The sequence below is a fragment of the Pseudomonas sp. FBCC-B1565 genome (genome assembly GCF_059133265.1).
In genome coordinates this window covers 2,943,770-2,969,939 of the sequence record NZ_CP101438.1, presented here as the reverse complement: position 1 = coordinate 2,969,939, position 26,170 = coordinate 2,943,770, and the positions used below count along the sequence as shown (strand labels likewise).

Here is a 26,170-nt window from a genome sequence, read left to right as displayed (position 1 = left end):
CAGCATGACCCGAGCAGCGCGCATCACCGACCCTTCCTACGAACTGATGGACGACCACAACGGCCTGTCCATCATCTATCGCCAACACGGTTTCCCTTGCCCGCTGGTGCGCTGGCACTTCCACAAGGAATACGAGCTGCACCTGATCGTCGCCAGCTCCGGCAAGGTGTTTATCGGCGACTATATCGGCAACTTCTACCCGGAAAGCCTGTTTCTCACCGGCCCCAACCTGCCCCACAACTGGATCAGCCAGGTGGACGAAGACGAGGTGGTGCCCAAGCGCGACATGCTGGTGAATTTCACCGATGAACTGTTCGAGCACGGCAGCCACATCTTCGCCGAACTCAAAAGCCTGGCACCACTGCTGGAACGCGCGCAGTACGGCATCGAGTTTCGCTGCAAAAAGACCATCGCCCAGGCCATGACCCTGATGCAACGCATCGAGGACGCCCAGGGCATGGCGCGCCTGGGGCACTTCTTTATCCTGCTGGAAGTATTGAGCGCCTGCGAGGACTACCAACTGCTGTCCGGTGTGACCACGCCGCAACTGGCCGATGAACACAGCATCGACCGCACCAACCGTGCAGTGGATTACATTTTTGCGCACTACGCGCGCGAGTTGCCGCTTGAGGAAGTGGCGGAATACCTGGGGATGAAGCCGACTTACTTCTCACGCGTGTTCAAACAGGCTACCGGGCGTACGTTCATCGAATTCGTCAATCGTTTGCGTATCAGCAAATCCTGCGAGTTGTTGGCCGATGGGGATAAAGCCGTGACGGATGTGTGTTTCGAGTCGGGCTTCAACAATATTTCCAACTTCAACCGACGCTTCCAGCAGCTTAAAGGCATGACCCCTTCCCACTACCGGCGCCTGGCGGTGCAGCGGCTCACCGAACAGAACCTGGCTTAATAGTTTCAGCCGGCTTGAGCCCGAGTGCAAAAAAGTATCAGTGCCAGTGCGCCCAAGGATTTGTCACAACCCCATTTCGAGGCTGTAATCAACGCACACTCTTCCTGACAGCTCGTGGGAAGACACAACAACAATAACTGTCCTTCTGTAGCCCCCTGGGCGCGGAAACGGAGTGCGCGATGAAATTCACAGCAAAAGTTCTGCTTGCCTCTACCTGCTTGACTATCAGCGCCGTCAGCCTTGGCGCGCAGACCCTGACCATTGCCACCGTCAACAACAGCGACATGATCCGTATGCAAAAGCTCTCGAAAACCTTCGAGGCCGAGCATCCGGAGATCAAGCTGAACTGGGTGGTGCTCGAAGAGAACGTACTGCGTCAACGCCTGACCACCGACATCGCCACCCAGGGTGGGCAGTTCGATGTATTGACCATCGGCATGTACGAAGCTGCACTGTGGGGCGCCAAGGGTTGGCTGGAGCCGATGAAGGATCTGCCGGCGTCCTACGACCTCGACGATGTATTCCCTTCAGTGCGTGACGGTTTGTCCGTGAAAGGCTCGCTGTACGCCCTGCCGTTCTACGCCGAAAGCTCGATCACCTATTACCGCACCGATCTGTTCAAGGACGCCGGGCTGACCATGCCCGAGCACCCGACCTGGACCCAGATCGGCGAATTCGCCAGCAAACTCACCGACAAGAGCAAAGAGCAATACGGCCTGTGCCTGCGCGGCAAAGCCGGTTGGGGCGAGAATATGGCGCTGATCACCACCCTGGCCAACGGCTACGGGGCGCGCTGGTTCGATGAGAAATGGCAGCCGGAATTCAACGGCCCTGAATGGAAGGACGCGCTGAACTTCTACGTCGACAACATGAAGAAATCCGGCCCGCCGGGCGCTTCCAGCAACGGTTTCAACGAAAACCTGGCGCTGTTCAACAGCGGCAAGTGCGCGATCTGGGTGGATGCCAGCGTGGCCGGCTCGTTCGTCACCGACAAGACCCAGAGCAAAGTGGCTGACCATGTCGGCTTCACCTTTGCCCCTCATGAAAAGACCGACAAAGGTACGTCGTGGCTGTACTCCTGGAGCCTGGCCATTCCAACCAGTTCCAAGGCCAAGGACGCCGCCAAGGTGTTCACCAGCTGGGCCACCTCCAAGGAATATGGCGCTTTGGTTGCCAAGACCGATGGCGTTGCCAACGTACCACCAGGCACGCGCAAGTCGACCTACAGCGACGAGTACATGAAAGCCGCACCGTTTGCCAAGGTGACGCTGGAATCGCTGAAAGTCGCCGACCCGACCAAGCCGACGCTCAAGCCGGTGCCGTATATCGGTATCCAGTTGGTGACTATCCCTGAATTCCAGGCGATCGGCACCCAGGTCGGCAAGTTCTTCTCGGGCGCGCTGACCGGTCAGCAGACGGTGGACCAAGCCTTAACCGCCGCACAGACCACCACCGAGCGTGAAATGAAGCGGGCGGGCTACCCCAAATAACCCAGGCCCACCCACAGTCAAATGTGGGAGGGGGCTTGCCCCCGATAGCAATCCAACAGTTGATGAATGTGTGACTGACACACCGCTATCGGGGGCAAGCCCCCTCCCACATTGACCGCGCTCCGATTCGTATCTGACTGGTCTTGACCCTAATGAATACACCCGCCAAAAACCGCCTGACCAACCCCGGCTGGTTCCTCGTCAGCCCCTCGGTGGCCTTGCTGCTGCTGTGGATGATCGTGCCGCTGGGCATGACCCTGTACTTTTCGCTGATCCGCTACAACCTGCTCTACCCCGGTGAAAACCAGTTTGTCGGGCTGGAGAACTTCACGTATTTCGTGACCGACTCGGGCTTCCTGCCCGGTGCTACCAATACCCTGTTGCTGGTGGGCAGCGTGCTGCTGATCAGCGTGGTGTTCGGTGTGTTGATCAGTGCCCTGCTGGAGGCCAGTGAGTTCTTCGGCCGTGGCCTGGTGCGGGTGTTGTTGATCTCGCCGTTCTTCATCATGCCCACCGTCGGTGCGCTGATCTGGAAGAACCTGATTTTCCACCCGGTGTCGGGGATTCTTGCCGCCGTGTGGAAGCTGTTCGGTGCCGAGCCGGTGGACTGGCTGGCGCACTACCCGTTGCTGTCGATCATCATCATCGTGTCGTGGCAATGGCTGCCCTTTGCAATCCTGTTGCTGATGACCGCCATGCAGTCCCTCGACCAGGAACAAAAGGAAGCCGCACGCCTGGACGGTGCCGGCGCCATCGCGATCTTCTGGCACCTGACCCTGCCTCACCTGGCCCGGCCGATTGCCGTGGTGGTGATGATCGAAACGATTTTCCTGCTCTCGGTGTTCGCCGAAATCTTCACCACCACCAACGGCGGCCCCGGCTACGCCTCGACCAACCTCGCCTACCTGATCTACAACCAGGCGCTGGTGCAGTTCGACGTGGGCATGGCCTCGGCTGGCGGCTTGATTGCCGTGGTCATCGCCAATATCGCGGCGATCATCCTGGTGCGGATGATCGGCAAAAACCTGACTGACAAGCCTTGAGGGCCGCGCCATGACGCTTCAACAATCCCGCCGCCTGCAAAGCCTGTTGCTCGGCACCCTGGCCTGGGCCATCGCGATCCTGATCTTCTTCCCGATCTTCTGGATGGTGCTGACCAGCTTCAAGACCGAAATCGACGCGTTCGCCACGCCGCCGCAGTTCATCTTCACGCCGACGCTGGAGAACTACCTGCACATCAACGAGCGCAGCAACTACTTCAGTTATGCGTGGAACTCGGTGCTGATTTCCTTCAGCGCCACCGCCTTGTGCCTGTTGATCTCGGTGCCGGCCGCCTACTCCATGGCGTTCTACGAAACCCAGCGCACCAAGGGCACGCTGCTGTGGATGCTGTCGACCAAGATGCTGCCGCCAGTGGGCGTGCTGATGCCGATCTACCTGCTGGCCAAGAGTTTTGGCCTGCTGGATACACGCATCGCGCTGATCATCATATACACCCTGATCAACCTGCCGATCGTGGTCTGGATGGTTTACACCTACTTCAAGGACATCCCCAAGGACATCCTCGAAGCCGCGCGCCTGGATGGCGCGACCCTGTGGCAGGAAATGGTCCGCGTACTGTTGCCGATTGCCAAGGGGGGCCTGGCCTCCACCGTGTTGCTGTCGCTGATCCTGTGCTGGAACGAAGCGTTCTGGTCGCTGAACCTGACCTCGTCCGCCGCTGCGCCGTTGACCGCGCTGATCGCCTCCTACTCCAGCCCCGAAGGGCTGTTCTGGGCCAAATTGTCCGCCGTGTCGACCCTGGCCTGCGCGCCGATACTGATCTTTGGCTGGATCAGCCAGAAACAGCTGGTGCGCGGCCTGTCCTTCGGCGCCGTTAAATAATAATTCCTAGCGGAGGCCCATCATGGCCAACCTGAAAATCAAGAATCTGCAAAAAGGCTTCGAAGGCTTTTCCATCATCAAGGGCATCGACCTGGAAGTGAACGACAAAGAATTCGTGGTGTTCGTCGGCCCGTCGGGCTGTGGTAAATCCACCCTGCTGCGCCTGATCGCCGGCCTCGAAGAAGTCAGCGAAGGCACCATCGAACTGGACGGGCGCGACATCACCGAAGTGACCCCAGCCAAGCGCGACCTGGCCATGGTGTTCCAGACGTATGCGCTGTACCCGCACATGAGCGTGCGCAAGAACATGTCGTTTGCCCTGGACCTGGCCGGGGTCGACAAGAAGCTGGTGGAAAGCAAAGTCAGCGAAGCGGCACGCATCCTGGAACTGGGCCCGCTGCTGGAGCGCAAGCCCAAGCAACTGTCCGGCGGCCAACGCCAGCGTGTGGCCATTGGCCGGGCGATTGTGCGTAACCCGAAGATCTTCCTGTTCGACGAACCGCTGTCCAACCTCGACGCCGCCCTGCGCGTGCAGATGCGCCTGGAGCTGGCGCGCCTGCATAAAGAGCTGCAGGCGACCATGATCTACGTGACCCATGACCAGGTCGAAGCCATGACCCTGGCCGACAAAGTGGTGGTGCTGAACAGTGGCCGTATCGAGCAGGTCGGCTCGCCGCTGGAGCTATACCACCAGCCGGCCAACCTGTTCGTGGCGGGCTTTCTCGGCACGCCGAAGATGGGCTTCCTCAAAGGCACGGTCACCCGCGTCGAAGGCCAGGGCTGCGAAGTGCAACTGGACGCCGGCACCAGCATCAGCCTGCCGTTGAGCAGCGCCAGCCTGCTCGTCGGCAGCGTGGTGACCCTGGGCATTCGCCCGGAGCACCTGGAAATCGCCACGCCCGGCCAAACCACCCTGACTGTCACCGCCGACGTCGGCGAGCGCCTGGGCAGCGACACCTTCTGCCACGTCATCACCGCCAATGGCGAGCCGCTGACCATGCGGATCCGTGGCGACATGGCCAGCCAGTACGGCGAGACGCTGCACCTGCACCTGGACCCGGCGCACTGCCATCTGTTCGACACCGATGGCGTGGCCGTGGCCCGCCCACTGCGCGCTGCCGCCTGATTTCGCGAGATTGAGCTGATGAAACTGAATAAACACAACCTCACCCAGCTGGCATCGCAAGTGAAGCTGCCCAGCTATGCGATTGCCAGCACCACCCAGGGCATCGCCCATATCGGCGTCGGCGGTTTCCACCGTGCGCACCAGGCGTATTACACCGATGCGCTGATGAACACCGGCGAAGGGTTGGACTGGAGCATCTGCGGCGTCGGCCTACGCGCCGAGGACCGCAAGGCCCGCGACGACCTGGCTGGCCAGGACTACCTGTTCACCCTGTACGAGCTGGGCGACACCGACGACACCGAAGTGCGGGTGATCGGCTCGATCAGCGCCATGCTGCTGGCCGAAGACGGCGCCCAGGCGCTGATCGACAAACTGGCCGACCCGGCCATCCGCATCGTGTCGCTGACCATCACTGAGGGCGGCTACTGCATCGACGACAGCAACGGCGAGTTCATGGCCCACTTGCCGCAGATCCAGCACGACCTGGCGCACCCGAGCGCACCGAAAACCGTGTTCGGCTTTATCTGCGCCGCGTTGACCCAGCGCCGCGCCGCCGGCACCCCGGCGTTTACCGTGATGTCCTGCGATAACCTGCCGCACAACGGCGCCGTGACCCGCAAGGCGCTGCTGGCCTTCGCCGCCCTGCACAACGCCGAGTTGCACGACTGGATCAAGGCCAATGTGAGCTTTCCCAACGCCATGGTCGACCGCATCACGCCGATGACCAGCACCGCCCACCGCCTGCAATTGCACGACGAGCACGGCATCGACGATGCCTGGCCGGTGGTGTGCGAACCCTTTGTGCAGTGGGTGCTGGAAGACAAATTCGTCAACGGTCGCCCGGCCTGGGAAAAGGTCGGCGTGCAGTTCACCGATGACGTTACGCCCTATGAAGAGATGAAGATCGGCCTGCTCAACGGCAGCCACCTGGCGTTGACCTACCTGGGGTTTCTCAAGGGTTATCGGTTTGTGCACGAGACCATGAATGACCCGCTGTTCGTGGCCTACATGCGCGCCTACATGGACCTGGACGTCACGCCGAACCTGGCGCCGGTGCCGGGCATCGACCTGACGCAATACAAGCAGACATTGGTCGACCGCTTCTCCAACCAGGCGATTGCCGATCAATTGGAACGCGTGTGTTCCGATGGCTCGTCGAAGTTTCCCAAGTTCACCGTACCGACCATCAATCGCTTGATTGCCGATGGGCGCGAGACCGAGCGTGCGGCGCTGGTGGTGGCCGCTTGGGCGCTTTACCTCAAGGGCGTGGATGAGAATGGCGTGAGCTACAAGATCCCGGATCCGCGCGCCGAGTTCTGCCAGGGGCTGGTGAGTGAGGATGCATTGATCAGCAAACGCCTGCTGGGGGTGGAGGAGATTTTTGGCACGGCTATTCCCAAGTCGGCTGAGTTTGTGGCAGCGTTCGAGCGGTGTTATGTGAGCTTGCGCGATAACGGCGTGACCAAAACACTGCAGCAACTCCTGAAGAAACCGACCTAAACATGTGGGAGGGGGCTTGCCCCCGATGAGGGAGTGTCAGTTGATGCATCTTTAGCTGACCCAGCGCTATCGGGGGCAAGCCCCCTCCCACATTGGAATGCATTGCCAACTCGAACAATAAACTGCTGAGCACACCCTCATGACCCAGCAAAACCTGTTTCTCGGCATCGACTGCGGCACCCAAGGCACCAAGGCCATCGTCCTCGACGCCTCCAGCGGCAAGGTACTCGGCCTCGGCGCTGCGGCGCACACCCTGATCAGCGGCGCCAACGGCCGCCGCGAACAGCACACCCAGGAATGGCTGGACGCTTTCACCGAAGCCACCCACCGCGCCCTGCAACAGGCCGGTGTGGACGGCCAGGACATCCTCGGTATCGGCGTGTCCGGGCAGCAACATGGCTTGGTGCTGCTGGATGAACACGGTGAGGTGTTGCGCCCGGCCAAGTTGTGGTGCGACACCGAAACCACGCCCGAAAACGAGCGCCTGCTGGCCGATCTAGGCGGTGAGAACGGCTCGCTGGAACGCCTCGGCGTGGCGATTGCACCGGGCTACACCGTGTCGAAACTGCTGTGGACCTGCGAACAGCACCCGGACCTGTTTGCGCGCATTGCGCATATCCTGTTGCCCCACGACTACCTCAACTACTGGCTCACCGGCCGCGCCGTCGCCGAGTATGGCGATGCGTCGGGCACCGGCTACTTCAATGTGCGCAGCCGTGAATGGGATGTGGACCTGCTCAAGCACATCGACCCCAGCGGCCGCCTTGAAGCGGCGCTGCCAGCGTTGATCGAGGCGAATCAAAGCGTCGGCACGATCCTGCCGGCCATCGCCGAACACTTGGGCATCAACCCCAATGCCATCGTTTCCAGCGGCGGCGGCGACAATATGATGGGCGCCATCGGCACCGGTAATATCGCGCCTGGCGTGATCACCATGAGCCTGGGGTCCTCGGGCACGGTGTATGCGTTTGCCGACCAACCCAACGTCAGCCCGCAGGCTTCGGTCGCTACCTTCTGCTCATCCAGCGGCGGCTGGTTGCCTTTGATCTGCACCATGAACCTGACCAATGCCACCGGGGTGGTCCGCGAGCTGTTCGACCTCGACCTGGCCGCGTTCAACGCCCTGGTCGAGCAATCTCCAATTGGCGCCGACGGTGTAAGCATGCTGCCGTTCCTCAACGGTGAACGCGTACCCGCCCTGCCCCACGCCACCGGCAGCCTGCACGGCCTGACCATGACCAACCTGACCCGCGCCAACCTGTGCCGCGCCGTGGTCGAGGGCACCACCTTCGGCCTGCGCTACGGCCTCGACCTGCTGCGCGAGACCGGCCTGCAAAGCCAGAGCATCCGCTTGATCGGCGGCGGTTCGAAAAGCCCGGTATGGCGCCAGATGGTCGCCGACATCATGAACACCGAAGTGATCTGCACCGAACAAAGCGAAGCCGCCGCCCTGGGCGCGGCGATCCAGGCGGCGTGGTGCCAGTCCGGCGAAGCGCTGGCCAGCCTTTGCGACAAATGCGTAAGCGTCGACCCCGCCAGCCGGACCCTGCCGGTGGCGGCCAGCGTGGGCGCCTACCAGCAGGCTTACGAGCGCTATCAACAACTCGTGGCAACCCTTTAAGAGCGAACGACTATGTATCTGGTGTGTGGTGAAGCGCTGTTTGATTTCTTCAGCGAGGAAGATGCCAGCGGGCAGGCCTCCAAGGTCAACTACAAGGCGATTGCCGGCGGTTCGCCGTTCAACGTGGCGGTAGGCCTGCGCCGCCTGGGTATCGAGGCCGGGTTGTTCGGCGGCTTGTCCACCGACTTCCTTGGCCGCCGCTTATTGCAGGTGCTCAAGGATGAAGGCGTGAGCGAGCAGTTCCTGGTGGAATTCGCCGCACCGACCACCCTGTCGATGGTCGCCGTGGGCGCCGATGGTTCACCGCAGTACAACTTCCGTGGCGAAGGCTGCGCCGACCGGCTGCTGGAAATCGCCCATCTACCTGCCCTGGGCGATGATATTCGCGGCTTGCACATCGGCTCGTTCTCGCTGGTAGTGCAACCGATCGGCGACACGCTGCTGAACCTGGTCAAGCGCGAAAGCGGCAAGCGCCTGATCAGCCTCGACCCCAACGTGCGTCTCAACCCGCAGCCGGATATCCAACTGTGGCGCGACCGCGTGGCCGAACTGGTCAAGCATGCCGACCTGATCAAGGTCAGCGACGAAGACCTGCATTTGCTCTACCCGGACCAATCGCCGGAAAGCGTGCTGCAGGGCTGGCTGCAACACCGTTGCCAATTGGTGTTCCTCACCCGTGGCGGTGACGGCGCCAGCGTGTTCAGCCGCCAGCACGGCAATTGGTCTGCGCCGGCGGTCAAGGTGGTGATGGCCGATACGGTGGGTGCCGGCGATACCTTCCAGGCCGCGCTGATCGCCTGGCTGACCGAGCAGCAGCTGGATTCGGTGGACGGCCTGCAACGGCTGACCCTTGCACAGATCGACGCCATGCTCGGCTTTGCGATCCGCGCCGCGGCGCTGACCTGCACCAAGACCGGCCCGGACCTGCCCTACCGCCAGCAGCTTGGATGAAGATTTTGTCAGCCAACTAAACATTAATCGATGGTTAATCCCGCAAGTCGACAGTGAAGTGGTACCCACTTGCGGAGCAACACCATGAAACTGCGCACCTTAATGCTCGGCGCCAGCCTGGCGCTGGCAGCCGTGTCAGGCCTGGCCCAGGCCGACGATCAAGTCGCCACTGTCAAACCCGTGCCCTACCACTACGGCCTGCCGATGAACATTGACAAGGTCCTGGCCATGAACGAAACCCCGACCGATGAATGCAAAGTCATCAAGGCGGATATCAAGTTTTTGGACAAGGCCGGCAAAGTCGAAGACGTGAGCTATCGGAAGATGTCCGACGCCTGCGACTTCCAGAACTGACTGGACAGCGCTGGGCCTGGCAATCACCAGGCCCACGGTTCAACATTCAAGTATTCAGTAAGCCCGTCCTCCTGCACGTTGCAGGATAGGGGTATGGGCGTGCTTGAGATCTTCACGTAACCCGGTGATCAAGTTGCAAATGGCCCGACTGCTGTCGAGTTTATCGGCGTTGATGCCTTTGACTTCCAAATCCACCCGGTCACGGTCATGGTCGTCGTAGACCTTGATCGTCAGCGAAGCATCTTCGGCTTTGGTGCATTCGCACCGTTTGGGCAGGAAACTTCCTTCAATAATGCTGCGAAGTTCTAATTCCGAAAGCATGGTCAACCTCTCCTTTTCTGAGACTGCCAACAGATTGTTATTAAACCCACGGGCGCTCGCCCGCTGCGTCTTGCCGACCCTGGAAGACGCTTGTAACACCCAAGCCTACTCGGCAAAATCGGCCATCGTTGTAACCTTTCCTCATAAGCGATGGGCCGGGTTATATAAGTAAAGCAGCGTTGTTTAAATCGTCGTCGATTGGCTGCGATTAAACGTTTAACCCTGAACTTGCGCTTTGCGCCGCAACTCTTTCAGCAACATGTCGCAAACTATCGAAGTTGATATTCGCCCCCGAATTGACCGCGACCAGGGTCTGCCCCTGTACGCCTCTAGTTGCCACGTACTTGCGCACACCCGCCACCGCCAATGCGCCAGAAGGCTCGGTGATAGAACGGGTATCGTCATAGATCAACTTGATGGCGCTGCACAATTCGTCGTTGCTGACGGTGATGACTTCATCCACCCAATGGCGGCAGATTTCAAACCCGTAGGCGCCGATCTGCGCCACCGCCGTACCGTCGGCAAACCCGTCGACACTGGGCAGCACCACCCGCTCCCCCGCTTGCAGCGCCGCCAACAGGCAGCTGGAGCCTTCGGGTTCGACGCCGATGATGCGCACCTCGGGACGCAGGTATTTGACATAGGCGGCGATCCCGGCGATCAGGCCACCACCGCCCACGGGCACGAAGATCGCGTCCAACGCGCCCTGTTGTTGACGCAGGATCTCCATGGCCACGGTGCCCTGGCCGGCAATTACATCCGGGTCATCGAAGGGCGACACGAAGGTGGCGCGGGATGACTCGGCCAGTTGCAACGCATGGGCCAGGGCAAAGGGGAAACTCTGCCCATGCAACACCGCTTCAGCACCGCGAGAGCGCACGCCGAGTACCTTGAGTTCCGGGGTGCTGGCGGGCATCACGATGCGCGCCTTGATCCCCAGTTCCCGCGCCGCCAGCGCCACGCCTTGTGCGTGGTTGCCCGCCGAGGCCGTGACCACGCCCCGGGCCTTTTGCGCGTCGCTCAACTGCATCAGCTTGTTGTAGGCGCCGCGGATCTTGAAAGAAAAGGTCGGTTGCAGGTCTTCACGCTTGAGCAGCACCTGGTTGCCCAGCAAGGCCGATAGCGCGGGCGCGACCTGCAACGGCGTGCGCACCGCCAGGTCGTAGACCGGGGCGGCGAGGATCTTCTTCACATACTGTTCAAGCAAGCCCGTGTCGGCGGTCTCGGGGCGGGTACTCATGGCTCTCTCCTGGCTTTTTGTAAAGGGCCCGGGAGACGGAAAAACAAAACCCGCCTCAAGGGCGGGTTTGGGTGCAGCCGTGCGCTATCCCGCCAAATGAGGAATGGCGGTAATAATGCTTGGCTGGCTGCGAAAGGTTTGAAAGGTCATGTCACGAAACTAACCGGCGGCCCGCGCCCAAGTCAATGGCCTTGCGCCATTTAGCGGCCGGGGGTTTACGCCCTATATACGAAACATATACGCTTTGTATATCAACCCAGCACAGTGAACACCATGGGCATCGTCAAGATCACCGACCAACTGCACGAACAACTGCGCCTGGCCAGCGCCGCGATGGACCGCTCCATCAACGCCCAGGCCGAATTCTGGATCAAGATCGGCCTGCTCGCCGAGCTCAACCCCCAGCTGCCCTACAACGAGTTGATCAACAAACTGTTGCTGGACAAGCCTGACCTGATCCGGGGGCGCAGTTGATGATCAAGACTGCCGCACAACTGGCCGTGATGCGTGAGTCCGGGCGCCTGCTGGCCCAGGTCTTCAGCATGCTCGATGGGTTCGTCGCCGCCGGCCGCTCCACCCTGGAGCTGGACGCCGCCGTCGAAGCCTTCATCCGCAATGACCTCAAGGCCCGCCCGGCGAGCCTGGGCCAGTACGACTACCCCTTCTGCATCAACACCTCGATCAATGAGGTGGTGTGCCATGGCATGCCCAGCGCCAAGGAGATCCTCAAGGACGGCGACATCATCAACATCGACATCACCCTGGAAAAAGGCGGATTTATCGCCGACTCCAGCAAGATGTACATGATCGGCAGCGTCGCGCCCAAGGCCCGGCGCCTGGTGGAGCAGACCTTTGAAGCCATGTGGGCCGGTATCCGCCAGGTCAAGCCCGGCGCGCGCCTGGGGGATATCGGCCATGCGATCCAGAGCCATGCGCAGGCCAACGGCTATAGCGTGGTGCGTGAGTATTGCGGCCACGGGATTGGGCGCGAGATGCACGAAGAACCGCAGGTCCTGCACTTCGGCCGCCCCGGTACCGGGCTGGTATTGCGCGAAGGCATGGTGTTCACCGTCGAGCCGATGCTCAACCAGGGCAGCTCGAAAGTGCGCAGCTTGAAGGATGGGTGGACGGTGGTGACCAAGGACAACAGCCTGTCCGCGCAGTGGGAGCATACGGTGGCGGTGACGGCGGACGGCTTTGAGGTCCTGACGTTGCAACCCTCCCCCTGACGCCAGCGCCTACAATTTGATGCGCGTGAGGCCCAGGACCATCAACCCACCGCCCACTCCCATTGCCGCCAAGAACAGTGGATACGACACCCACCACGGCGTCCCCGCCGTCATCATGCTGAACTCCGACATGCCGCCGATACTCGCAATCAGGTTGAGCGGCAGGAATACCACGTTGATCAGCGTGAGCTTGCGCAACAGGTTGTTCATGCTGTTGTTCATCAGGTTGCCGCGCGCGTCGATCAGCCCGGAAAACACATTGGAATAGATCTCCGCCTGTTTGTAGCACTGGTGGTTCTCGATGACCAGGTCATCGATCAAGCCAATGATCTCAGCGCTGAAATGCTCCTTCTCTGCGTGGTTGCGCAGCCGCGACAACACCGCGCCGTTGCTGTGCAGCGCGTTGATGTAATAGATCAGGCTTTCGCTGAGGCTGAACATCTGCATCAGGTGGTGGTTGCTCATGGACGCATTGAACTGCTGCTGCAGCTCGCGGGCGACCAGCTTGATCACCTTGAGATGACCGAGGTAATGGTGGATGTTGTTGAGCAGCAGGTCGAGCAGCACATCCAGCGGCGTGTGCAGCGGACGGCGCTTGCCCAGGCCGGTCAGCGGGGTTTCGTCGGTGGCGATCACCAGCAGGCGGCTGGGGGAAAACAGCAGGCCGCAGGACGACACTTCGAACACTAGGTTGCCGCCGCCGGAGTAGTTCTCGGGGCGTTTCCAGATCAGGAACAGATTGTCGGGGTGAAACTCGATACGCGAGACTTCATCCGGGTCCAGGGCCGAGGCCAGGGCGTGTTCATCCAGTTTGTGATGGTCGCGCAGCCACCCACGTTCGGCCAGGTCAGGGTTGTTGAACAGCATGATCGGGGCTGCGTCACTCTCCCCGCCCTGCAGCTTGCCATCGATCAGCTCGAAACGCTGGATCATCGCCGGGTCACCAGACCTGGCCCTGACGCTTCAACTCCAGGCGCCGCACGAACTCCTCCAGCACCAGGCCATACAGGTCGTCCTGCAAGTAGGCGTCCTCGATGCCCGCATCCAGGTTCGGGTTGTCGTTGACCTCTATGACCACCACCTTGTCACCGGACTGCTTGAGGTCGACGCCGTAGAGGCCATCGCCGATCAGGTTGGCGGTCTTCACTGCCAACTCGACCACCGCCCTGGGCGCTTCATGCACCGCCAGGGTGCGGCATTCGCCGTTGATGGCCTGGCCGATGGCCTTGTGGTTGTAGATCTGCCAATGGCCCTTGGACATGAAGTACTGGCAGGCGAAGATCGGCTTGCGGTTGAGCACGCCGATGCGCCAGTCGTATTCGGTGTAGAAGAATTCCTGGGCCAGCAACAGCACTGAATGCTCGAACAACTCGGCGGTGGCCTTGAGCAAGGCTTCCTGGCTTTCAACCTTGATCACGCCACGGGAAAAGCAACCGTCAGGGATCTTCAGCACCAGCGGGAAGCCCAGGCGCTCGCCGACCCGCTCGAAGTCTTCCGGTCGCTCCTTGTACAGAATTTCGGTGGCGGGCATGCCCAGTTGGTGGCTGTTGAGCAAGTCGGTGAGGTAGACCTTGTTGGTACAGCGCAGGATCGACGCCGGGTCGTCCATCACCACCAGGCCTTCGCTTTCGGCTTTCTTGGCGAAGCGGTAGGTGTGGTTGTCGACGCTGGTGGTCTCGCGGATCAGCAAGGCGTCGTACTCGGCCAGGCGCGAATAGTCCTTGCGCTCGATCAACTCCACATCGATGCCCAGGCCCCTGCCCACGCGGATGAAATTGTCCAACGCCTTGGCATTCGACGGCGGCAATTGCTCCTGGGGATCGTGCAGGATGGCCAGGTCATAACGGGCCAGGCGACGTGAGCGCGGCTGGCGCCATATCTTGCGGCTGAAGTTGTCCAGCGCATGGGCGAATTGATCTTCCTGGTCATCGCGCAACTTGTGCAATACACCGGACTTGATCCCTTCGATATGCCAGCCGTTACTCCTTTTGAAATCAACTAACAGGATGGGACACGGGAACGCTTCAAATAACTGACGGGCCAGGTCCTGCAACGGCTCTATATTGGTCCGGCCAAAATACAGTGTCAGGGTAAAGCCTTCGGTATTGCTGTAAAGATGATGACTCAAGGCTTTATCGAGGGTTTTATCCAGGTCATCCAGGGCCAGGCCATACAGCGACTTCTTGGTCAGTTCGCTGATGGTGCGCACCGACGGAATCACCTTGTGCCCACGGGCTTCGGCCAGCAGCGAGCAGTAGTAACCGTGCCCCAGGTACTTGTAGCTGCGGCACAGGTTGATCACCTGCACACGCTTGCCGGTCTCGGTTTCCCGGGTCTGTTCCAGGTATTCCTGGGCGGTGACGATGTCTTCGCTGGGGAAGTAGGAGGCCCAATCTTCCTTGCGCTCGACAATAATCACGACTTGACGGGTTCCTTTGAGTGCGGCAGAAAAATAACCTTTATCAGTTATTGTCGTCGCGACTGTTTGCTCCGATACTTCACGCCAATGACCTTGTACCGCCGACATAATAGTTGATCCGCTTTAGAGAACTCGACCTTTTCTATTAAGCACGATCATTTAGAGAAGTCCCGTTTCGTTACACAACTTTTACGGCGGTCATATGGCTCTTTGCTTTCGCGTTGCAACCTCCAACGATGTGTCTGAACTGGTGGCACTGGAACAGCGCTGTTTCAGCAGCGACCGGCTGTCATCGCGCAGTTTCCAGTGGATGGTCAGCCGCGCCCACGGCCAGTTGCTGGTGGCGGAAAATGACCGGCAGTTACTCGGCTATGCGCTGGTGTTATTTCGTCGGGGCGCCTGCTCGGCGCGCCTGTATTCGATTGCCATTGCCGAGCATGCACGCGGCATTGGCTTGGGCAAGCAGTTGCTGAACGGCGTGGAAGCTATCGCAGTGGCACAGGGCTATACCTGCATACGTCTGGAAGTACGCACCGACAACCCCGGCGCCCTCAACCTCTATGAGCGCAACGGTTATCGGCGCTTTGCCCTGATCAACGACTACTACGAAGACCACACTCCCGCCCTTCGCCTGGAAAAACACCTGTAGTGAGCGGGCTTGCCCCGCGCTGCGGTGTGTCAGGTGAATCGAAGCGCGGAGCAAGCCCGCTCACTACAAGCACGGATCAAGCCACCTCTTTGATTGCCGCCTTGGCTTCCAGCTCACGCACCAGCGGCAACACGCGCTTGCCGAAGTATTCGACTTCTTCCTGGAAGTGCAGGAAGCCCGCGAGCACCAGGTCCACCCCCACGGCCTTGAGCGCGACGATGCGCTCGGCAATCTGCTGCGGCGTGCCGATCAGGTTGGTCTTGAAGCCATCGTTGTACTGCACCAGGTCCTCGAAGCTGGACTTGGCCCAGTTGCCCTCGCCCTCCGGCGACGCCTTGCCGGCCTGTTTCGCTGCATCACCGAAGGCATTCACCGCTTCCGGGTCGGCCTTGTCGATGATCTCGGCCAGCACGGCGCGGGCTTCTTCCTCGGTGTCGCGGGCGATCACGAAGGCGTTGACGCCGACTTTGACCGAGTGGTTATTGGCCGCCGCCTTGGCGCGGATGTCATCGACCTGGGCCTTGATGCCTTCCGGGGTGTTGCCGTTGGTGAAGTACCAATCCGACACTCGCGCGGCCATGTCCCGCGCCGCCCGCGAGCTGCCGCCCTGGAACACTTCCGGCTGGCCCAGTGGCTTGGGCTTGAGGGTGTAATTGTTGAACCGGTAGAAGTCGCCCTTGAAGGTAAAGTCATCCTGGGTCCAGATGCCCTTGAGGGCGCGGATGAATTCTTCGGAACGGCGATAACGCTCGTCGTGCTCCAGCCAGTGCTCGCCAATGGCCTGGAACTCGCCCTTGAACCAACCACTGACGATATTCACCGCGATACGGCCATGGGTGAGCTGGTCGATGGTCGCCAATTGCTTGGCCGCCAGCGCCGGTTGCCACGGGCCGGGCAGGATCGCGGCGATCACCTTGAGCGTGGTGGTCGCGGCCAGCAACGCGTGGCTGAACGCCACGGATTCGTGCTGGTTTTCGGCGCCGTAGCCAGCGGTGAAGCGGATCTGGGTCAGGCCATACTCGAAGCCTGCCGCTTCTGCCAGCTGCGCCAGCTTGCGGTTGTAGTCGATGCCCCAGTGGGTGCGTTGTTCGATTTTGCTGACCACCAGCCCACCGCTGACGTTGGGCACCCAGTAGGCAAATTTCACGGCGTGTTGAGTCATCGGACGGTACCTCGTACAAAAGGGATGTACCAGGGCTTGAGCAGCAAGCGTGCCAGGCTGGGGAAACGCCCAGGCCAGGCGGCTTGGGCCTGATACCCGGCACCATCGCCAGTGTGTTGGATTGCGTCGGTTTGTCGATCCGCTGTTGCCAGGGCAACAGTAACTCGACGTTTGTCCCCGTAAATACGCACCCCGGAACCCGGCACGGACTGTGCAATCCCCTCTGCATCGATCACTGCCCAGGAACCTCGCCATGACCGAACTTCACGTCATCAACCCGCTGTCCATCGGCGTCGACTACCCCACGCTGGCGGCACGTTTCCGCCCGATCTTCCAGCGCATCGCCGAAGGTGCCGTAGCGCGCGAACACAATCGCACCCTGCCCCATGAGCCGATCCAGTGGCTCAAAGAGGCAGGGTTTGGCGCCGTCCGCGTGCCGGTGGAATATGGCGGCGGTGGTGCTTCATTGCCGCAGTTGTTCGAACTGCTGATCGAACTGGCCGAAGCCGACTCCAACGTGCCCCAGGCCCTGCGCGGGCACTTCGCCTTTGCCGAAGACCGCCTGAATGCACCGCCCGGCGCCGGCCGCGACCTGTGGTTCAAGCGTTTCGTGGACGGCGATATCGTCGGCTGTGCCTGGACCGAAATCGGCAACGTGGCCATTGGCGACGTGGTCACCCGGGTCAGCCCCGACGGCGACCAGTGGAAGCTCAATGGAGAGAAGTTCTACAGCACCGGCAGCATCTTTGCCGACTGGATCGACGTGTACGCCCAACGCAGCGACACCGGTGGCGACGTGATCGCCGCGACCCGCGCCCGTCAACCGGGCGTGGTGCACAGTGACGACTGGGACGGCTTTGGCCAGCGCACCACCGGCAGCGGCACGTCGCGCTTTAGCGATGCGGTGGTGGAGGCGGACAACGTGATCGACTTTGCCACGCGCTTCAAATACCAGACCGCGTTCTACCAGTTGGTGTTGCTGGCCACGTTGGCGGGTATCGGCCGTGCGGCCGTGCGTGATGTGGCGCATCAGGTGCGCAGCCGCAAGCGCATCTACAGCCATGGCAATGCGGCGCATGTCAGCCAGGATGCGCAGATTCAACAGGTGGTGGGTGAAGTGGCGGCGCTGGTGTATGCCGCCGAGGCGAGTGCGCTGAAGGCGACGTTGCCGGCGCAACGGGCGTATGTGGCGCGATTTGGCGGGGATGATGCGGTAGAGCGCGAAGCGAACGTGGCGGCCGAGATTGAGTCGGCTACGGCGCAGGTGGTGGTGTCGGGGTTGATCCAGCGGGCGACCAGTGAGTTGTTTAATGCGTTGGGGGCTTCGGATGTGCGTCAGGGGAAGGCGCTGGATCGGCATTGGCGGAATGCGCGGACGGTGTCGTCGCACAATCCGGTGATTTACAAGGCGCGGATTGTGGGGGATTGGGTGGTCAATGGGGCTGAGCCGCCGTTTGTTTGGCAGATTGGGAATGGGCCTGGCGTAGTGGGTTGAGATTTTTGACTGTGTGTATATCCGTTATTTAGGTGATGGCTGATATTGGTTCCGCCCTTACGGCGGCTCACTTTTGAAAAGCGCAAAAGTAAGCAAAACGCTCTTGCCCCAACACTCGGCACCTCGCCTAGGCTCGGTGTGCCCGTAATTCGACAGTTATTTGGGGGGCCGCCGCCACGCGCCATCCATGGCGCGGGGCGGCTAAACCGGCATCCCTGCCGGTTTACCCCCCAAATCCCTGCCGAATTCCGGCCAGCGTGTTTGACGGGGCGCCTAACATCAAAATCAAAAGCAGATCAAAAGCCAGAGCCAGAGCCAGGGCCAGAGCCAGAGCCAGGGCCAGAGCCAGAGCCAGAGCCAGAGCAAACCACCCTTCAACTGATACATGAAGATCAAACTGTGGGAGGGGGCTTGCCCCCGATGGCGGTGTGTCAGCCAACTCATCAGTGACTGACCCACTGCCATCGGGGGCAAGCCCCCTCCCACACTTTGACCGAGTACCGCCCATACAATCCGGTCGGCTCTAAGGCCGCCGCGCTCTTGCTTTTGATCTGGGGCGCCCCGTCAAACACGCTGGCCGAACGCAGGCTTGAATCCGTGGGTAACCCGGCAGGACGCCGGGTTAGCCGTCCTGGGCCAAGGATGGCCCATGACGGCGGCCCACGGATTCAAGCCGGAGTGAGGGCACACCGAGCCTAGGCGAGGTGCCGAGTGTTGGGGCGAGGACCTTTTGCTTACTTTTGGCTGGGCCGGCATTCCGGTCCCTCCAAAAGTGAGCCGCTGTAAGAGCGGAACCATAAGCCGCCGTTACCTAAATAACGGATATGTACTCAATCAGAAAGCCAGTTTATAGCCAATGGCCATGAGCATAACCGCCAAACAAGGCCGCAACACCCCGTCCGGCAGCTTCCCCGTCATATGACTACCAACATAGATCCCCGGCAAAGACCCCATCAACAAAAACCCGAGCAGATGCCAATCCATATTCCCCATGCTGGCATGCCCCAACCCCGCCACCAGGGTCAGCGGCACCGCATGCGCGATCTCAGTCCCCACCAGCCGCCGCGTAGCCAGGAACGGATACAGAATAAACAACGCGACCGTCCCCAGCGCTCCCGCGCCAATGGACGTCAGCGCCACCATGGTACCGAGGATCGCCCCCGTCACCACCGTCAGCGCATTCAGATTGCGCGGGCTCATGTGATAGCTATCACCCGCATGCCGCTGGGCAAACGCCAACAGGCGGTTCTTGAACAGAATCGCCAACGCGGTCAGCAGCAACACCACACCAAGCGCCTGCTTGATCACCGCATTCATCGCGCTGGGATCGGTGTGCAGGCTGGCCAGGAACCACAGCGTCAGCAACACCGCAGGCACGCTGCCCAGGGTCAGCCAGCCGGTGATGGTCCAGTCGATGTTCTTGTTCTTGCCGTGCACCAGCACCCCACCCGACTTGGTGATGGCGGCGTACAGCAGGTCGGTGCCTACGGCGGTGGCCGGGTTGATGCCGAACCACAACAGGATTGGCGTCATCAACGAACCACCGCCCACACCGGTCATGCCCACGATAAAACCAACGATCAGGCCGGCAACCACGAAACCAAAATTACCCACATCCATTACAGCTACCTGCGGCCTTATAAATTTCTGGCCGCAGGATAGCGATTTTTCTTATAACGACTTATACCAATATGATCTGACTTTATGCCTTTTAGACCAGTCGATGACAGACGTAAGCCTGGGTCTGATACGGGAAGGCCACGGTGTCGCGCCCTTTCAATGCAGGATGGGTGTCGACCAGCGCCTGCAATTGCGCGGTGACGCGGGCCTTGGGCTCATCGGCCAACGCGGCAATAAAGCTCACGGAGAGGAAACGATCCATGATCACCTCCTGAGGGCTGCCAACATGGCTGTAGGGGAAACAGGTCACTTCGGGTTGGGAAAAATACTTGCCGCTGAAGGCATCACGCCAGCGGCCGGTATGAAAGCGCGGCGTATCACCCTCGTACGGGGTAATGATGTCGGTGATCGCGGCGACCCAATCCACCGATTCATCCCGCACATTCCACACCAGGCCAAGGCGGCCGTCAGGCTTGAGCACGCGATGGATTTCCGCCAGGGCCGCCTCGGTGGAAAACCAGTGGAACGCCTGGGCGCACACCACTGCATCGGCGCTGGCGGCTGGCAAGGGGATGGATTCAGCGGTGCCATTGAGCAGGCGCACATCCGGCAGCAGTTTGGTCAACTGCGCGCCCATCGCCGCCACCGGCTCGACCGCGATCAGGGTCGGTGCCAGGGTGCTGAGCAAACGGGTGAACTTGCCGGTGCCGGCGCCCAGGTCAATCACGCTGGACTGCGCGCTGATGCGCAATGTGTCGGCCAGCCAGCCGGTGAGTTGCCGTGGATAATCCGGCCGCCCCTGGGCGTAGGTAACGGCCTGGGTAGAGAAACCTTGTTGAGCAGACGTGTGCACACCAGTCATTGCCAATCTCTCCTCGGGTAAAACGGGGACACAGTGTGCGCCCTCTGAGGTTTATTTTCTAATCGCTGCATCCAATCGTGCTCGCCGTGGGTAGTCCTTTCAGTCACCCCGCTGTTTTACTGAAATGGAGAAGTACCCATGAACGCTAAAGCACTGTTCTGCCTCACCGCCCTGCTCGCCGCCGCGCCGGCCGCCTTTGCAACCCAGGCCGACTTGCCCGACAGCATCAAGGTGCCGGACGGCCACAAAGTGGCGTTGGAAACCACCGGCGTCGGCGAAATCACCTACGAGTGCCGTGACAAAGCCAACGCTGCCGGCCAGACCGAGTGGACGTTTGTCGGGCCCAAGGCGGTATTGAATGACCGCAGCGGCAAACAAGTCGGCACCTACTTCGGTCCGCCCGCCACCTGGCAGGCCAAGGACGGCTCGAAAATCACCGGCACACAGTTGGCCGTGGCGCCGTCCGGCGCGGGCAACCTGCCGTATCAACTGGTCAAGGCCAACCCGGCCGAAGGCAAGGGGGCAATGAGCGGCGTAAGCTACATCCAGCGCGTGGCGCTTAAGGGTGGCGTGGCGCCGAACAGCGCATGCACCGCGGCCAACAAGGGCAAGCAGGAAGTGGTGAAGTACCAGGCGGATTACATCTTCTGGGCGGCCAACTGAGCAAAGTCGGCTACGCTGCCCCCAATACCGATCGTTGGGGGGAGCACCACGTGTTTGATTACGACGCCTGCCTGCTGGCCTGCGCCCGTGGTGACCAACGCGCCTTGCGCCAGCTCTACGAGCAGGACAGCAGCCGCTTGCTCGGCGTGGCGCTGCGCATCGTCCGGGACAAGGCCCTGGCCGAAGACATCGTGCATGACGCGTTCATCAAGATCTGGCGTGGCGCCGGCAGTTTCGACCCCAGCCGCGGTTCAGCCCGTGGCTGGGTGTTCAGCGTGACCCGGCACTTGGCGCTCAATGTGGTGCGCAATCACTACCGCGAAGTGCCGCTGGACGATGAACACGAGCAGGTCGCAGCCACCGACACCTTTGAATTCACCGCACGCTCCGGGCAAGTCCACACCTGCCTGGAGCAGCTCGACCCGGCCCGTCGCACGTGCATCCTGCATGCCTATGTCGACGGTTTTTCCCACAGCGAAATCGCCCGGAAACTGGACACCCCGCTGGGGACCGTCAAAGCCTGGATCAAACGTAGCCTCGCCGCGCTGCGGGAGTGCATGGCATGAGCAACCCTCTGGACGAACTGGCCGGCGAATATGTACTGGGCACCCTGCCCGGCGAACAGCGCGCCGAAGTGGAGCAACGACTCAAGCACGACGCCGAGCTGCGCGCCGCAGTCGACGCCTGGGAGCAGCGTCTGTTGCCGTTGACCGCCTTGGCGGAGCCCGTGCCGCCCTCCGCTGAATTGTGGCGACGCATCGAGCGCCACACTGCCAGCGCCCACACCCCCTGGTGGAACCTGCTGGCCGTATGGCGCGGCCTGGCCGGTGCCGGGCTGGTCACCACGCTGGCCCTGGCCACGCTGTTGCTGACGCGTCCGCCCGTCCTGGAACCCCGCTTTGTGGTGGTGCTGGTCGCGCCGCAAAGCCAAGCACCGGGCTGGGTGATTCAGGCCAGCAATGACCAGCAGATTCAGTTGATCCCCTTGGGCGTGATGGAAGTGCCAGCCGACAAGGCCTTGCAGTTCTGGACCAAGGGCGATGGGTGGCAGGGGCCGGTGTCGTTGGGGCTGGTCAAGCCCGGCCAGACACTGTCGGTGCCGCTGGACAAGCTGCCACCGTTGACGCAGAACCAGCTGTTCGAGCTGACCCTGGAAGACCCACGGGGCTCGCCGACCGGCAAGCCCACCGGACCAATCCAGGCGATCGGCCGCGCCGTCAAGGTGCTTTGATCAAGCGACGTTGGGCAACCACACGCGGAACCGCGCACCGCCCAACGGTGACGCCAGCGCGGTCAAGGTGCCGCCCTGGGCTTCCAGGGCGCGCCGGCTGATGGCCAGGCCGAGGCCGAAACCGCCAGTGGCGCGATCACGGCTGCGATCCAGGCGGTAGAACGGCTCGAAGATGCGCTCACGCTGGTCGAGCGGGATGCCGATGCCGTCATCGTCCACCCAGATTTCACAGCCCTTGGCGCAGACGTTCACGCCGACCTGAATGCGTTTGTCGCAGTAACGCGTGGCATTGCGCAGCAGGTTCTGCAAGGCGCGGGCGGTGAGGCGCGGGTCGAGGCTGAAGCGCTCCACGGCGCAGTCGAGCGCGACATCGATGACGATCTCGGGGTTTTCCAGTTCGTCGTCGACGCTGCCCAGTACGCTGTCGATAAACTCATCAAGCACCACCTCGACCCGCTCCGGCAGTTGCGCCGGGTTTTGCAGGCGGCTGTAGGACAGTAGCTCCAGCACCAGCTCATCCAGCTCGCGAATATGCGCCACCAGGCCATGCAGGCGTTCACGACTGGCCTCGGGCAAATCTTCGGACAGCGCCAGCGCCAGGCCGAAATCCAGGCGCGTGAGCGGCGTGCGCAGTTCATGGGAAACGGCGTTGAGCAAATCGCGCTGCTGGTTGAGCAGGTGCTCGATGTCGTCGGCCATGGTGTCGAACACCGCCGCCAGGCTGCCGATGCTGGAGCTGGCTGGCAGCTGTGTGCGTTCGGCCAGGTTGCCCCGGCCCAGTTGCCCGGCGGTGCTTTTCAGGCGTTCCAGGTCGCGCCAATGCGGGCGCAGCCATACCAGCAGGCAGGCCAGTAACGCGGCGACGATCAGCACGTTGATCGCCCAATACAGCACGTTCATGTCCATCGGGTCGGGCGGTATGGTCAGCTTGACCACGAATTGCTCATTGATCGGCGAGCTGATCTGCTCCATCCAGCCCCACTCGCCCAGGCGCACCACCGACTTTCCCTGCTCCAGCAACTGTTCTTCTGCCGGGGTGTAGCTGGCGTCCTGGCGCAGCAATAATTGCACTTTCAGCGGCGCAAAATCGCGGCCCAGTTGCTCGGTCACCTGTGACCAACGCTCCACCGGCGCCCGCTGGTATTGCTTGACGATCAGCTTTTGCTGGCCGCGGGTCTGCTCGATGTTGTAGTTCATGTAGCGGTGTTCGAACAGCTGGATCACCAACGAAGGGATCAGATAGATCGCCAGGCTGTAGGTAACAATGGTGATCAGGTAGAGGCGTAGCAATACACGAAACATGGCTCAGCATTCCCACTCGGAACGGCTGAACAGGTAGCCCTTGCCCCACACCGTCTTGATCTTGCGCGCCTCGCCGGCGTTGTCGTCGAACTTGCGGCGCAGCTTGGAGATGGCCACGTCCACCGACCGGTCGGTGCCGTTGAACTCGATGCCGCGCAGGCGTTGCAGGATCTGGTCGCGGCTGAGCACTTCACCGGCATGCCGCGCCAGCACCACCAGCAGGTTATATTCGCCGCTGGACAACTCCACCGCCTGGTCGCGCCAGGTCACGGTGCGCTCGGACAGGTCGATGCACAGGTTGCCCATGATGATCTGGTCGTTGGCCACCTGGGGCTCGGAAAGACTGCTGCGGCGCAATAACGTACGCACCCGCGCCAGCAGCACACGCGGCTCGCAGGGCTTGGTCACGTAGTCGTCGGCGCCCATTTCCAGGCCCAGCACCTGGTCGTGGCTGTCATCGCGGGCGGTGAGCATCAGGATCGGCAGGCCCGCCGAGTCGGCACGCAGCAGGCGGCACACCTGCAGGCCGTCGAGGCCGGGCAGCATCAGGTCGAGGATCACCAGGTCCGGTGGGTTCAGGCGTGCGCGTTCACGGACATGGTCGCCACGGCTGAGCACGCTGACGTGGTAGCCATTGCGTTCCAGGTAGCTGGCAATCAGCTCGGAAAGTGCGGCGTCGTCTTCCACCAGGAGGATGTTGGGCATAAAGGTGTTTCCAGAAAATACAGTTGTTGGTCGTACACAAATCCCATGTGGGAGGGGGCTTGCCCCCGATAGCGGTGGCTCAGTGAAGCATATTTCGACTGATACACCGCTATCGGGGGCAAGCCCCCTCCCACATGGCATCTCCAGTGTTTGCAGGATTGTGCAAGGATATACGCCCCCGGCGCCCCGCGCGCCGCACCTTACATTTCTTCACACACAAGCTACACAGCTTCACAGCACCACGGCGCAGGTGACCTTAGGATGCGCCAGTCAATATTGGGATAAGAGCATGTCGAAGAATCTGTTTGCGCCATTTTGCCTGCTGGCCCTCACCCTGGCCCTGAGCGCATGTGGTGACTCTGCCGCCGAAGCGCCGGAAATGCCCCTGGCCAAAGTGCGCATCGAAACCCTGGAAGCCAAGCCGCTGTCGATCAGCAGCGAACTGAGCGGGCGCATTGCCGCGCCGCGCATCGCCGAAGTGCGCGCACGGGTCGCCGGTGTGGTGATGCAACGGGTGTTCAAGGAAGGCCATGACGTGAAACAGGGCGACGTGCTGTTTCGCATCGACCCCGCGCCGTTCAAGGCCGACCTCGACAGCGCCCAGGCCAACCTGAGCAAGGCCGAGGCGGATGCCTTCAAGGCGCGCCTGCAGGAGCAGCGCTACAGCCAATTGGTGGAAGGCAACGCCATCAGCGGCCAGGACTACGACAACGCCCGCGCCGCCGTGCGCCAGACCAACGCCGAAGTCGCCGCCAACAAGGCCGCCGTGGAGCGCGCCCGCTTGAACCTGGGCTATGCCACTGTGACCGCGCCGATTTCCGGGCGCATCGGTCGTGCGCTGGTAACGGAAGGCGCGCTGGTCGGCCAGAACGAGGCCACGCCGCTGGCGATCATCCAGCAACTGGACCCGATCCACGCCGACCTGACCCAGTCCAACCGCGAACTCAACGACCTGCGCCGCGCCTTCCGCGCTGGCAGCCTTAAGCAGGTTGGCCAGGACCAGGCCAAGGCCACGCTGATCGAGGATGACGGCAGCCTGTACCCACTGCCAGGCAAGTTGCTGTTCGCCGAGATCAGCGTCGACCCCGGCACCGGGCAGATCATCCTGCGCAGCGAGTTCCCCAACCCGGACCTCGACCTGCTGCCCGGCAGCTTTGTGCGGGTGCGCCTGGAGCAAGCCGTCGACAAGCAAGGCATCAGCGTGCCGCAACGCGCCATCACCCGTGACAGCGCCGGTATCCCGATGGTCTTGCTGCTGGACGCCGAGCAGACCGTGAGCCAGCAGCCGGTGGAGTTGGGCGCGGTGGTCAACGATCGCTGGATCGTCAGCAGCGGCCTCAAGGCCGGTGACCGCATCATCGTCGAAGGCCTGCAACACGCGCGCCCCGGTGAAAAAGTTGAAGTGGACGACAGCCCGCTCGTAAAGGAATAACCCG

The 26,170-nt window shown here is 61.5% G+C and carries 24 protein-coding genes and 2 pseudogenes; 17 read left to right on the top strand and 9 right to left on the bottom strand.

Going from position 1 to position 26,170, the window contains the following annotated elements; all coding sequences use genetic code 11:
• The first annotated feature begins 4 nt into the window (after positions 1 to 4).
• From NL123_RS14145 to NL123_RS14105, 9 genes are all read left to right on the top strand, one after another.
• Positions 5 to 910, top strand: coding sequence for an AraC family transcriptional regulator (locus NL123_RS14145; protein ID WP_248481866.1), 906 nt, complete (start codon positions 5 to 7; stop codon positions 908 to 910).
• Between the two features lie 179 nt (positions 911 to 1,089).
• A complete protein-coding gene (locus tag NL123_RS14140) occupies positions 1,090 to 2,400 on the top strand; it encodes an ABC transporter substrate-binding protein (RefSeq protein ID WP_494358044.1) in 1,311 nt (436 codons plus the stop codon).
• A 152-nt stretch (positions 2,401 to 2,552) separates the two neighbouring features.
• Complete coding sequence (locus tag NL123_RS14135) at positions 2,553 to 3,443, top strand: carbohydrate ABC transporter permease (protein ID WP_248481868.1); 891 nt, start codon at positions 2,553 to 2,555, stop codon at positions 3,441 to 3,443.
• A 10-nt stretch (positions 3,444 to 3,453) separates the two neighbouring features.
• A complete protein-coding gene (locus tag NL123_RS14130) occupies positions 3,454 to 4,284 on the top strand; it encodes a carbohydrate ABC transporter permease (protein ID WP_003173672.1) in 831 nt (276 codons plus the stop codon).
• A gap of 22 nt (positions 4,285 to 4,306) precedes the next feature.
• Positions 4,307 to 5,410, top strand: a complete 1,104-nt coding sequence (locus NL123_RS14125) for an ABC transporter ATP-binding protein (protein WP_494358043.1) — start codon at positions 4,307 to 4,309, stop codon at positions 5,408 to 5,410.
• A gap of 18 nt (positions 5,411 to 5,428) precedes the next feature.
• Positions 5,429 to 6,910: a mannitol dehydrogenase family protein gene (locus NL123_RS14120; RefSeq protein ID WP_494358042.1), complete on the top strand. Its 1,482-nt coding sequence runs from the start codon at positions 5,429 to 5,431 to the stop codon at positions 6,908 to 6,910.
• 139 nt (positions 6,911 to 7,049) lie between these two features.
• The gene (gene xylB, locus NL123_RS14115) at positions 7,050 to 8,531 is read left to right on the top strand and encodes a xylulokinase (protein ID WP_494358041.1); all 1,482 of its coding nucleotides are present in this window, start codon (positions 7,050 to 7,052) and stop codon (positions 8,529 to 8,531) included.
• Positions 8,532 to 8,543: 12 nt separating this feature from the next.
• Positions 8,544 to 9,482, top strand: coding sequence for a carbohydrate kinase family protein (locus NL123_RS14110; protein WP_494358040.1), 939 nt, complete (start codon positions 8,544 to 8,546; stop codon positions 9,480 to 9,482).
• An 84-nt stretch (positions 9,483 to 9,566) separates the two neighbouring features.
• Positions 9,567 to 9,836: a DUF2790 domain-containing protein gene (locus NL123_RS14105; RefSeq protein ID WP_071492597.1), complete on the top strand. Its 270-nt coding sequence runs from the start codon at positions 9,567 to 9,569 to the stop codon at positions 9,834 to 9,836.
• Positions 9,837 to 9,890: 54 nt separating this feature from the next.
• On the opposite strand, the gene NL123_RS14100 is transcribed toward NL123_RS14105, so the two are convergent.
• Entirely contained in the window at positions 9,891 to 10,157 is a 267-nt protein-coding gene (locus NL123_RS14100) for a DUF1652 domain-containing protein (protein WP_248481876.1), read from the bottom strand.
• A gap of 247 nt (positions 10,158 to 10,404) precedes the next feature.
• Positions 10,405 to 11,397 (bottom strand): annotated as a pseudogene (ilvA, locus tag NL123_RS14095) (threonine ammonia-lyase, biosynthetic); the annotation flags it as partial.
• A 273-nt stretch (positions 11,398 to 11,670) separates the two neighbouring features.
• On the opposite strand from ilvA, the gene NL123_RS14090 reads away from it, so the two are divergent.
• Both NL123_RS14090 and map read left to right on the top strand, forming a co-directional pair.
• Positions 11,671 to 11,871, top strand: a complete 201-nt coding sequence (locus NL123_RS14090) for a ParD-like family protein (RefSeq protein ID WP_058425498.1) — start codon at positions 11,671 to 11,673, stop codon at positions 11,869 to 11,871.
• The gene (gene map, locus NL123_RS14085; protein WP_248481879.1) at positions 11,871 to 12,626 is read left to right on the top strand and encodes a type I methionyl aminopeptidase; all 756 of its coding nucleotides are present in this window, start codon (positions 11,871 to 11,873) and stop codon (positions 12,624 to 12,626) included. Before NL123_RS14090 ends, map begins: the two co-directional genes overlap by 1 nt.
• Before the next feature lie 9 nt (positions 12,627 to 12,635).
• Here map and NL123_RS14080 read toward each other — a convergent pair whose 3' ends face one another.
• On the bottom strand, positions 12,636 to 13,559 hold the full coding sequence (locus NL123_RS14080) for a magnesium transporter CorA family protein (protein ID WP_248481881.1): 924 nt from the start codon (positions 13,557 to 13,559) through the stop codon (positions 12,636 to 12,638).
• Between the two features lie 7 nt (positions 13,560 to 13,566).
• Positions 13,567 to 15,153, bottom strand: a complete 1,587-nt coding sequence (locus tag NL123_RS14075; RefSeq protein WP_248481884.1) for a RimK family ATP-grasp domain-containing protein — start codon at positions 15,151 to 15,153, stop codon at positions 13,567 to 13,569.
• A gap of 94 nt (positions 15,154 to 15,247) precedes the next feature.
• On the opposite strand from NL123_RS14075, the pseudogene NL123_RS14070 reads away from it, so the two are divergent.
• A pseudogene (locus NL123_RS14070) lies at positions 15,248 to 15,691 on the top strand (GNAT family N-acetyltransferase); the annotation flags it as partial.
• Between the two features lie 79 nt (positions 15,692 to 15,770).
• Here NL123_RS14070 and sfnG read toward each other — a convergent pair.
• A complete protein-coding gene (gene sfnG / locus NL123_RS14065; RefSeq protein ID WP_494358039.1) occupies positions 15,771 to 16,856 on the bottom strand; it encodes a dimethylsulfone monooxygenase SfnG in 1,086 nt (361 codons plus the stop codon).
• Positions 16,857 to 17,109: 253 nt separating this feature from the next.
• Here sfnG and NL123_RS14060 point away from each other — a divergent pair, with 253 nt between their 5' ends.
• The gene (locus NL123_RS14060; protein ID WP_494358038.1) at positions 17,110 to 18,351 is read left to right on the top strand and encodes an acyl-CoA dehydrogenase family protein; all 1,242 of its coding nucleotides are present in this window, start codon (positions 17,110 to 17,112) and stop codon (positions 18,349 to 18,351) included.
• 834 nt (positions 18,352 to 19,185) lie between these two features.
• Here the strand turns inward: NL123_RS14060 and NL123_RS14055 are convergent.
• Positions 19,186 to 19,971 carry a sulfite exporter TauE/SafE family protein gene (locus NL123_RS14055; RefSeq protein ID WP_058424851.1) on the bottom strand — a complete coding sequence of 262 codons (786 nt, stop codon included), beginning with the start codon at positions 19,969 to 19,971 and terminating at the stop codon, positions 19,186 to 19,188.
• 91 nt (positions 19,972 to 20,062) lie between these two features.
• Positions 20,063 to 20,833, bottom strand: coding sequence for a class I SAM-dependent methyltransferase (locus NL123_RS14050; RefSeq protein WP_248481891.1), 771 nt, complete (start codon positions 20,831 to 20,833; stop codon positions 20,063 to 20,065).
• Between the two features lie 138 nt (positions 20,834 to 20,971).
• Here NL123_RS14050 and NL123_RS14045 point away from each other — a divergent pair, with 138 nt between their 5' ends.
• Genes NL123_RS14045 through NL123_RS14035 form a run of 3 tightly spaced genes read left to right on the top strand, consistent with a single transcriptional unit; the run spans position 20,972 to position 22,727 of the window.
• The gene (locus NL123_RS14045; protein WP_494358037.1) at positions 20,972 to 21,496 is read left to right on the top strand and encodes a DUF3455 domain-containing protein; all 525 of its coding nucleotides are present in this window, start codon (positions 20,972 to 20,974) and stop codon (positions 21,494 to 21,496) included.
• Positions 21,497 to 21,546: 50 nt separating this feature from the next.
• Entirely contained in the window at positions 21,547 to 22,062 is a 516-nt protein-coding gene (locus NL123_RS14040) for a sigma-70 family RNA polymerase sigma factor (protein ID WP_494358036.1), read from the top strand.
• Positions 22,059 to 22,727, top strand: coding sequence for an anti-sigma factor (locus NL123_RS14035; RefSeq protein ID WP_248481897.1), 669 nt, complete (start codon positions 22,059 to 22,061; stop codon positions 22,725 to 22,727). The genes NL123_RS14040 and NL123_RS14035 overlap by 4 nt, the downstream gene beginning before the upstream one ends.
• On the opposite strand, the gene NL123_RS14030 is transcribed toward NL123_RS14035, so the two are convergent.
• Together NL123_RS14030 and NL123_RS14025 are read right to left on the bottom strand one after the other, a co-directional pair.
• A complete protein-coding gene (locus NL123_RS14030; protein ID WP_248481899.1) occupies positions 22,728 to 24,029 on the bottom strand; it encodes an ATP-binding protein in 1,302 nt (433 codons plus the stop codon). It abuts the gene before it with no gap.
• A gap of 3 nt (positions 24,030 to 24,032) precedes the next feature.
• Complete coding sequence (locus NL123_RS14025) at positions 24,033 to 24,734, bottom strand: response regulator (RefSeq protein WP_071496003.1); 702 nt, start codon at positions 24,732 to 24,734, stop codon at positions 24,033 to 24,035.
• Positions 24,735 to 25,023: 289 nt separating this feature from the next.
• On the opposite strand from NL123_RS14025, the gene NL123_RS14020 reads away from it, so the two are divergent.
• Positions 25,024 to 26,166, top strand: a complete 1,143-nt coding sequence (locus tag NL123_RS14020) for an efflux RND transporter periplasmic adaptor subunit (protein WP_248481903.1) — start codon at positions 25,024 to 25,026, stop codon at positions 26,164 to 26,166.
• The last annotated feature ends 4 nt before the right edge of the window (positions 26,167 to 26,170 follow it).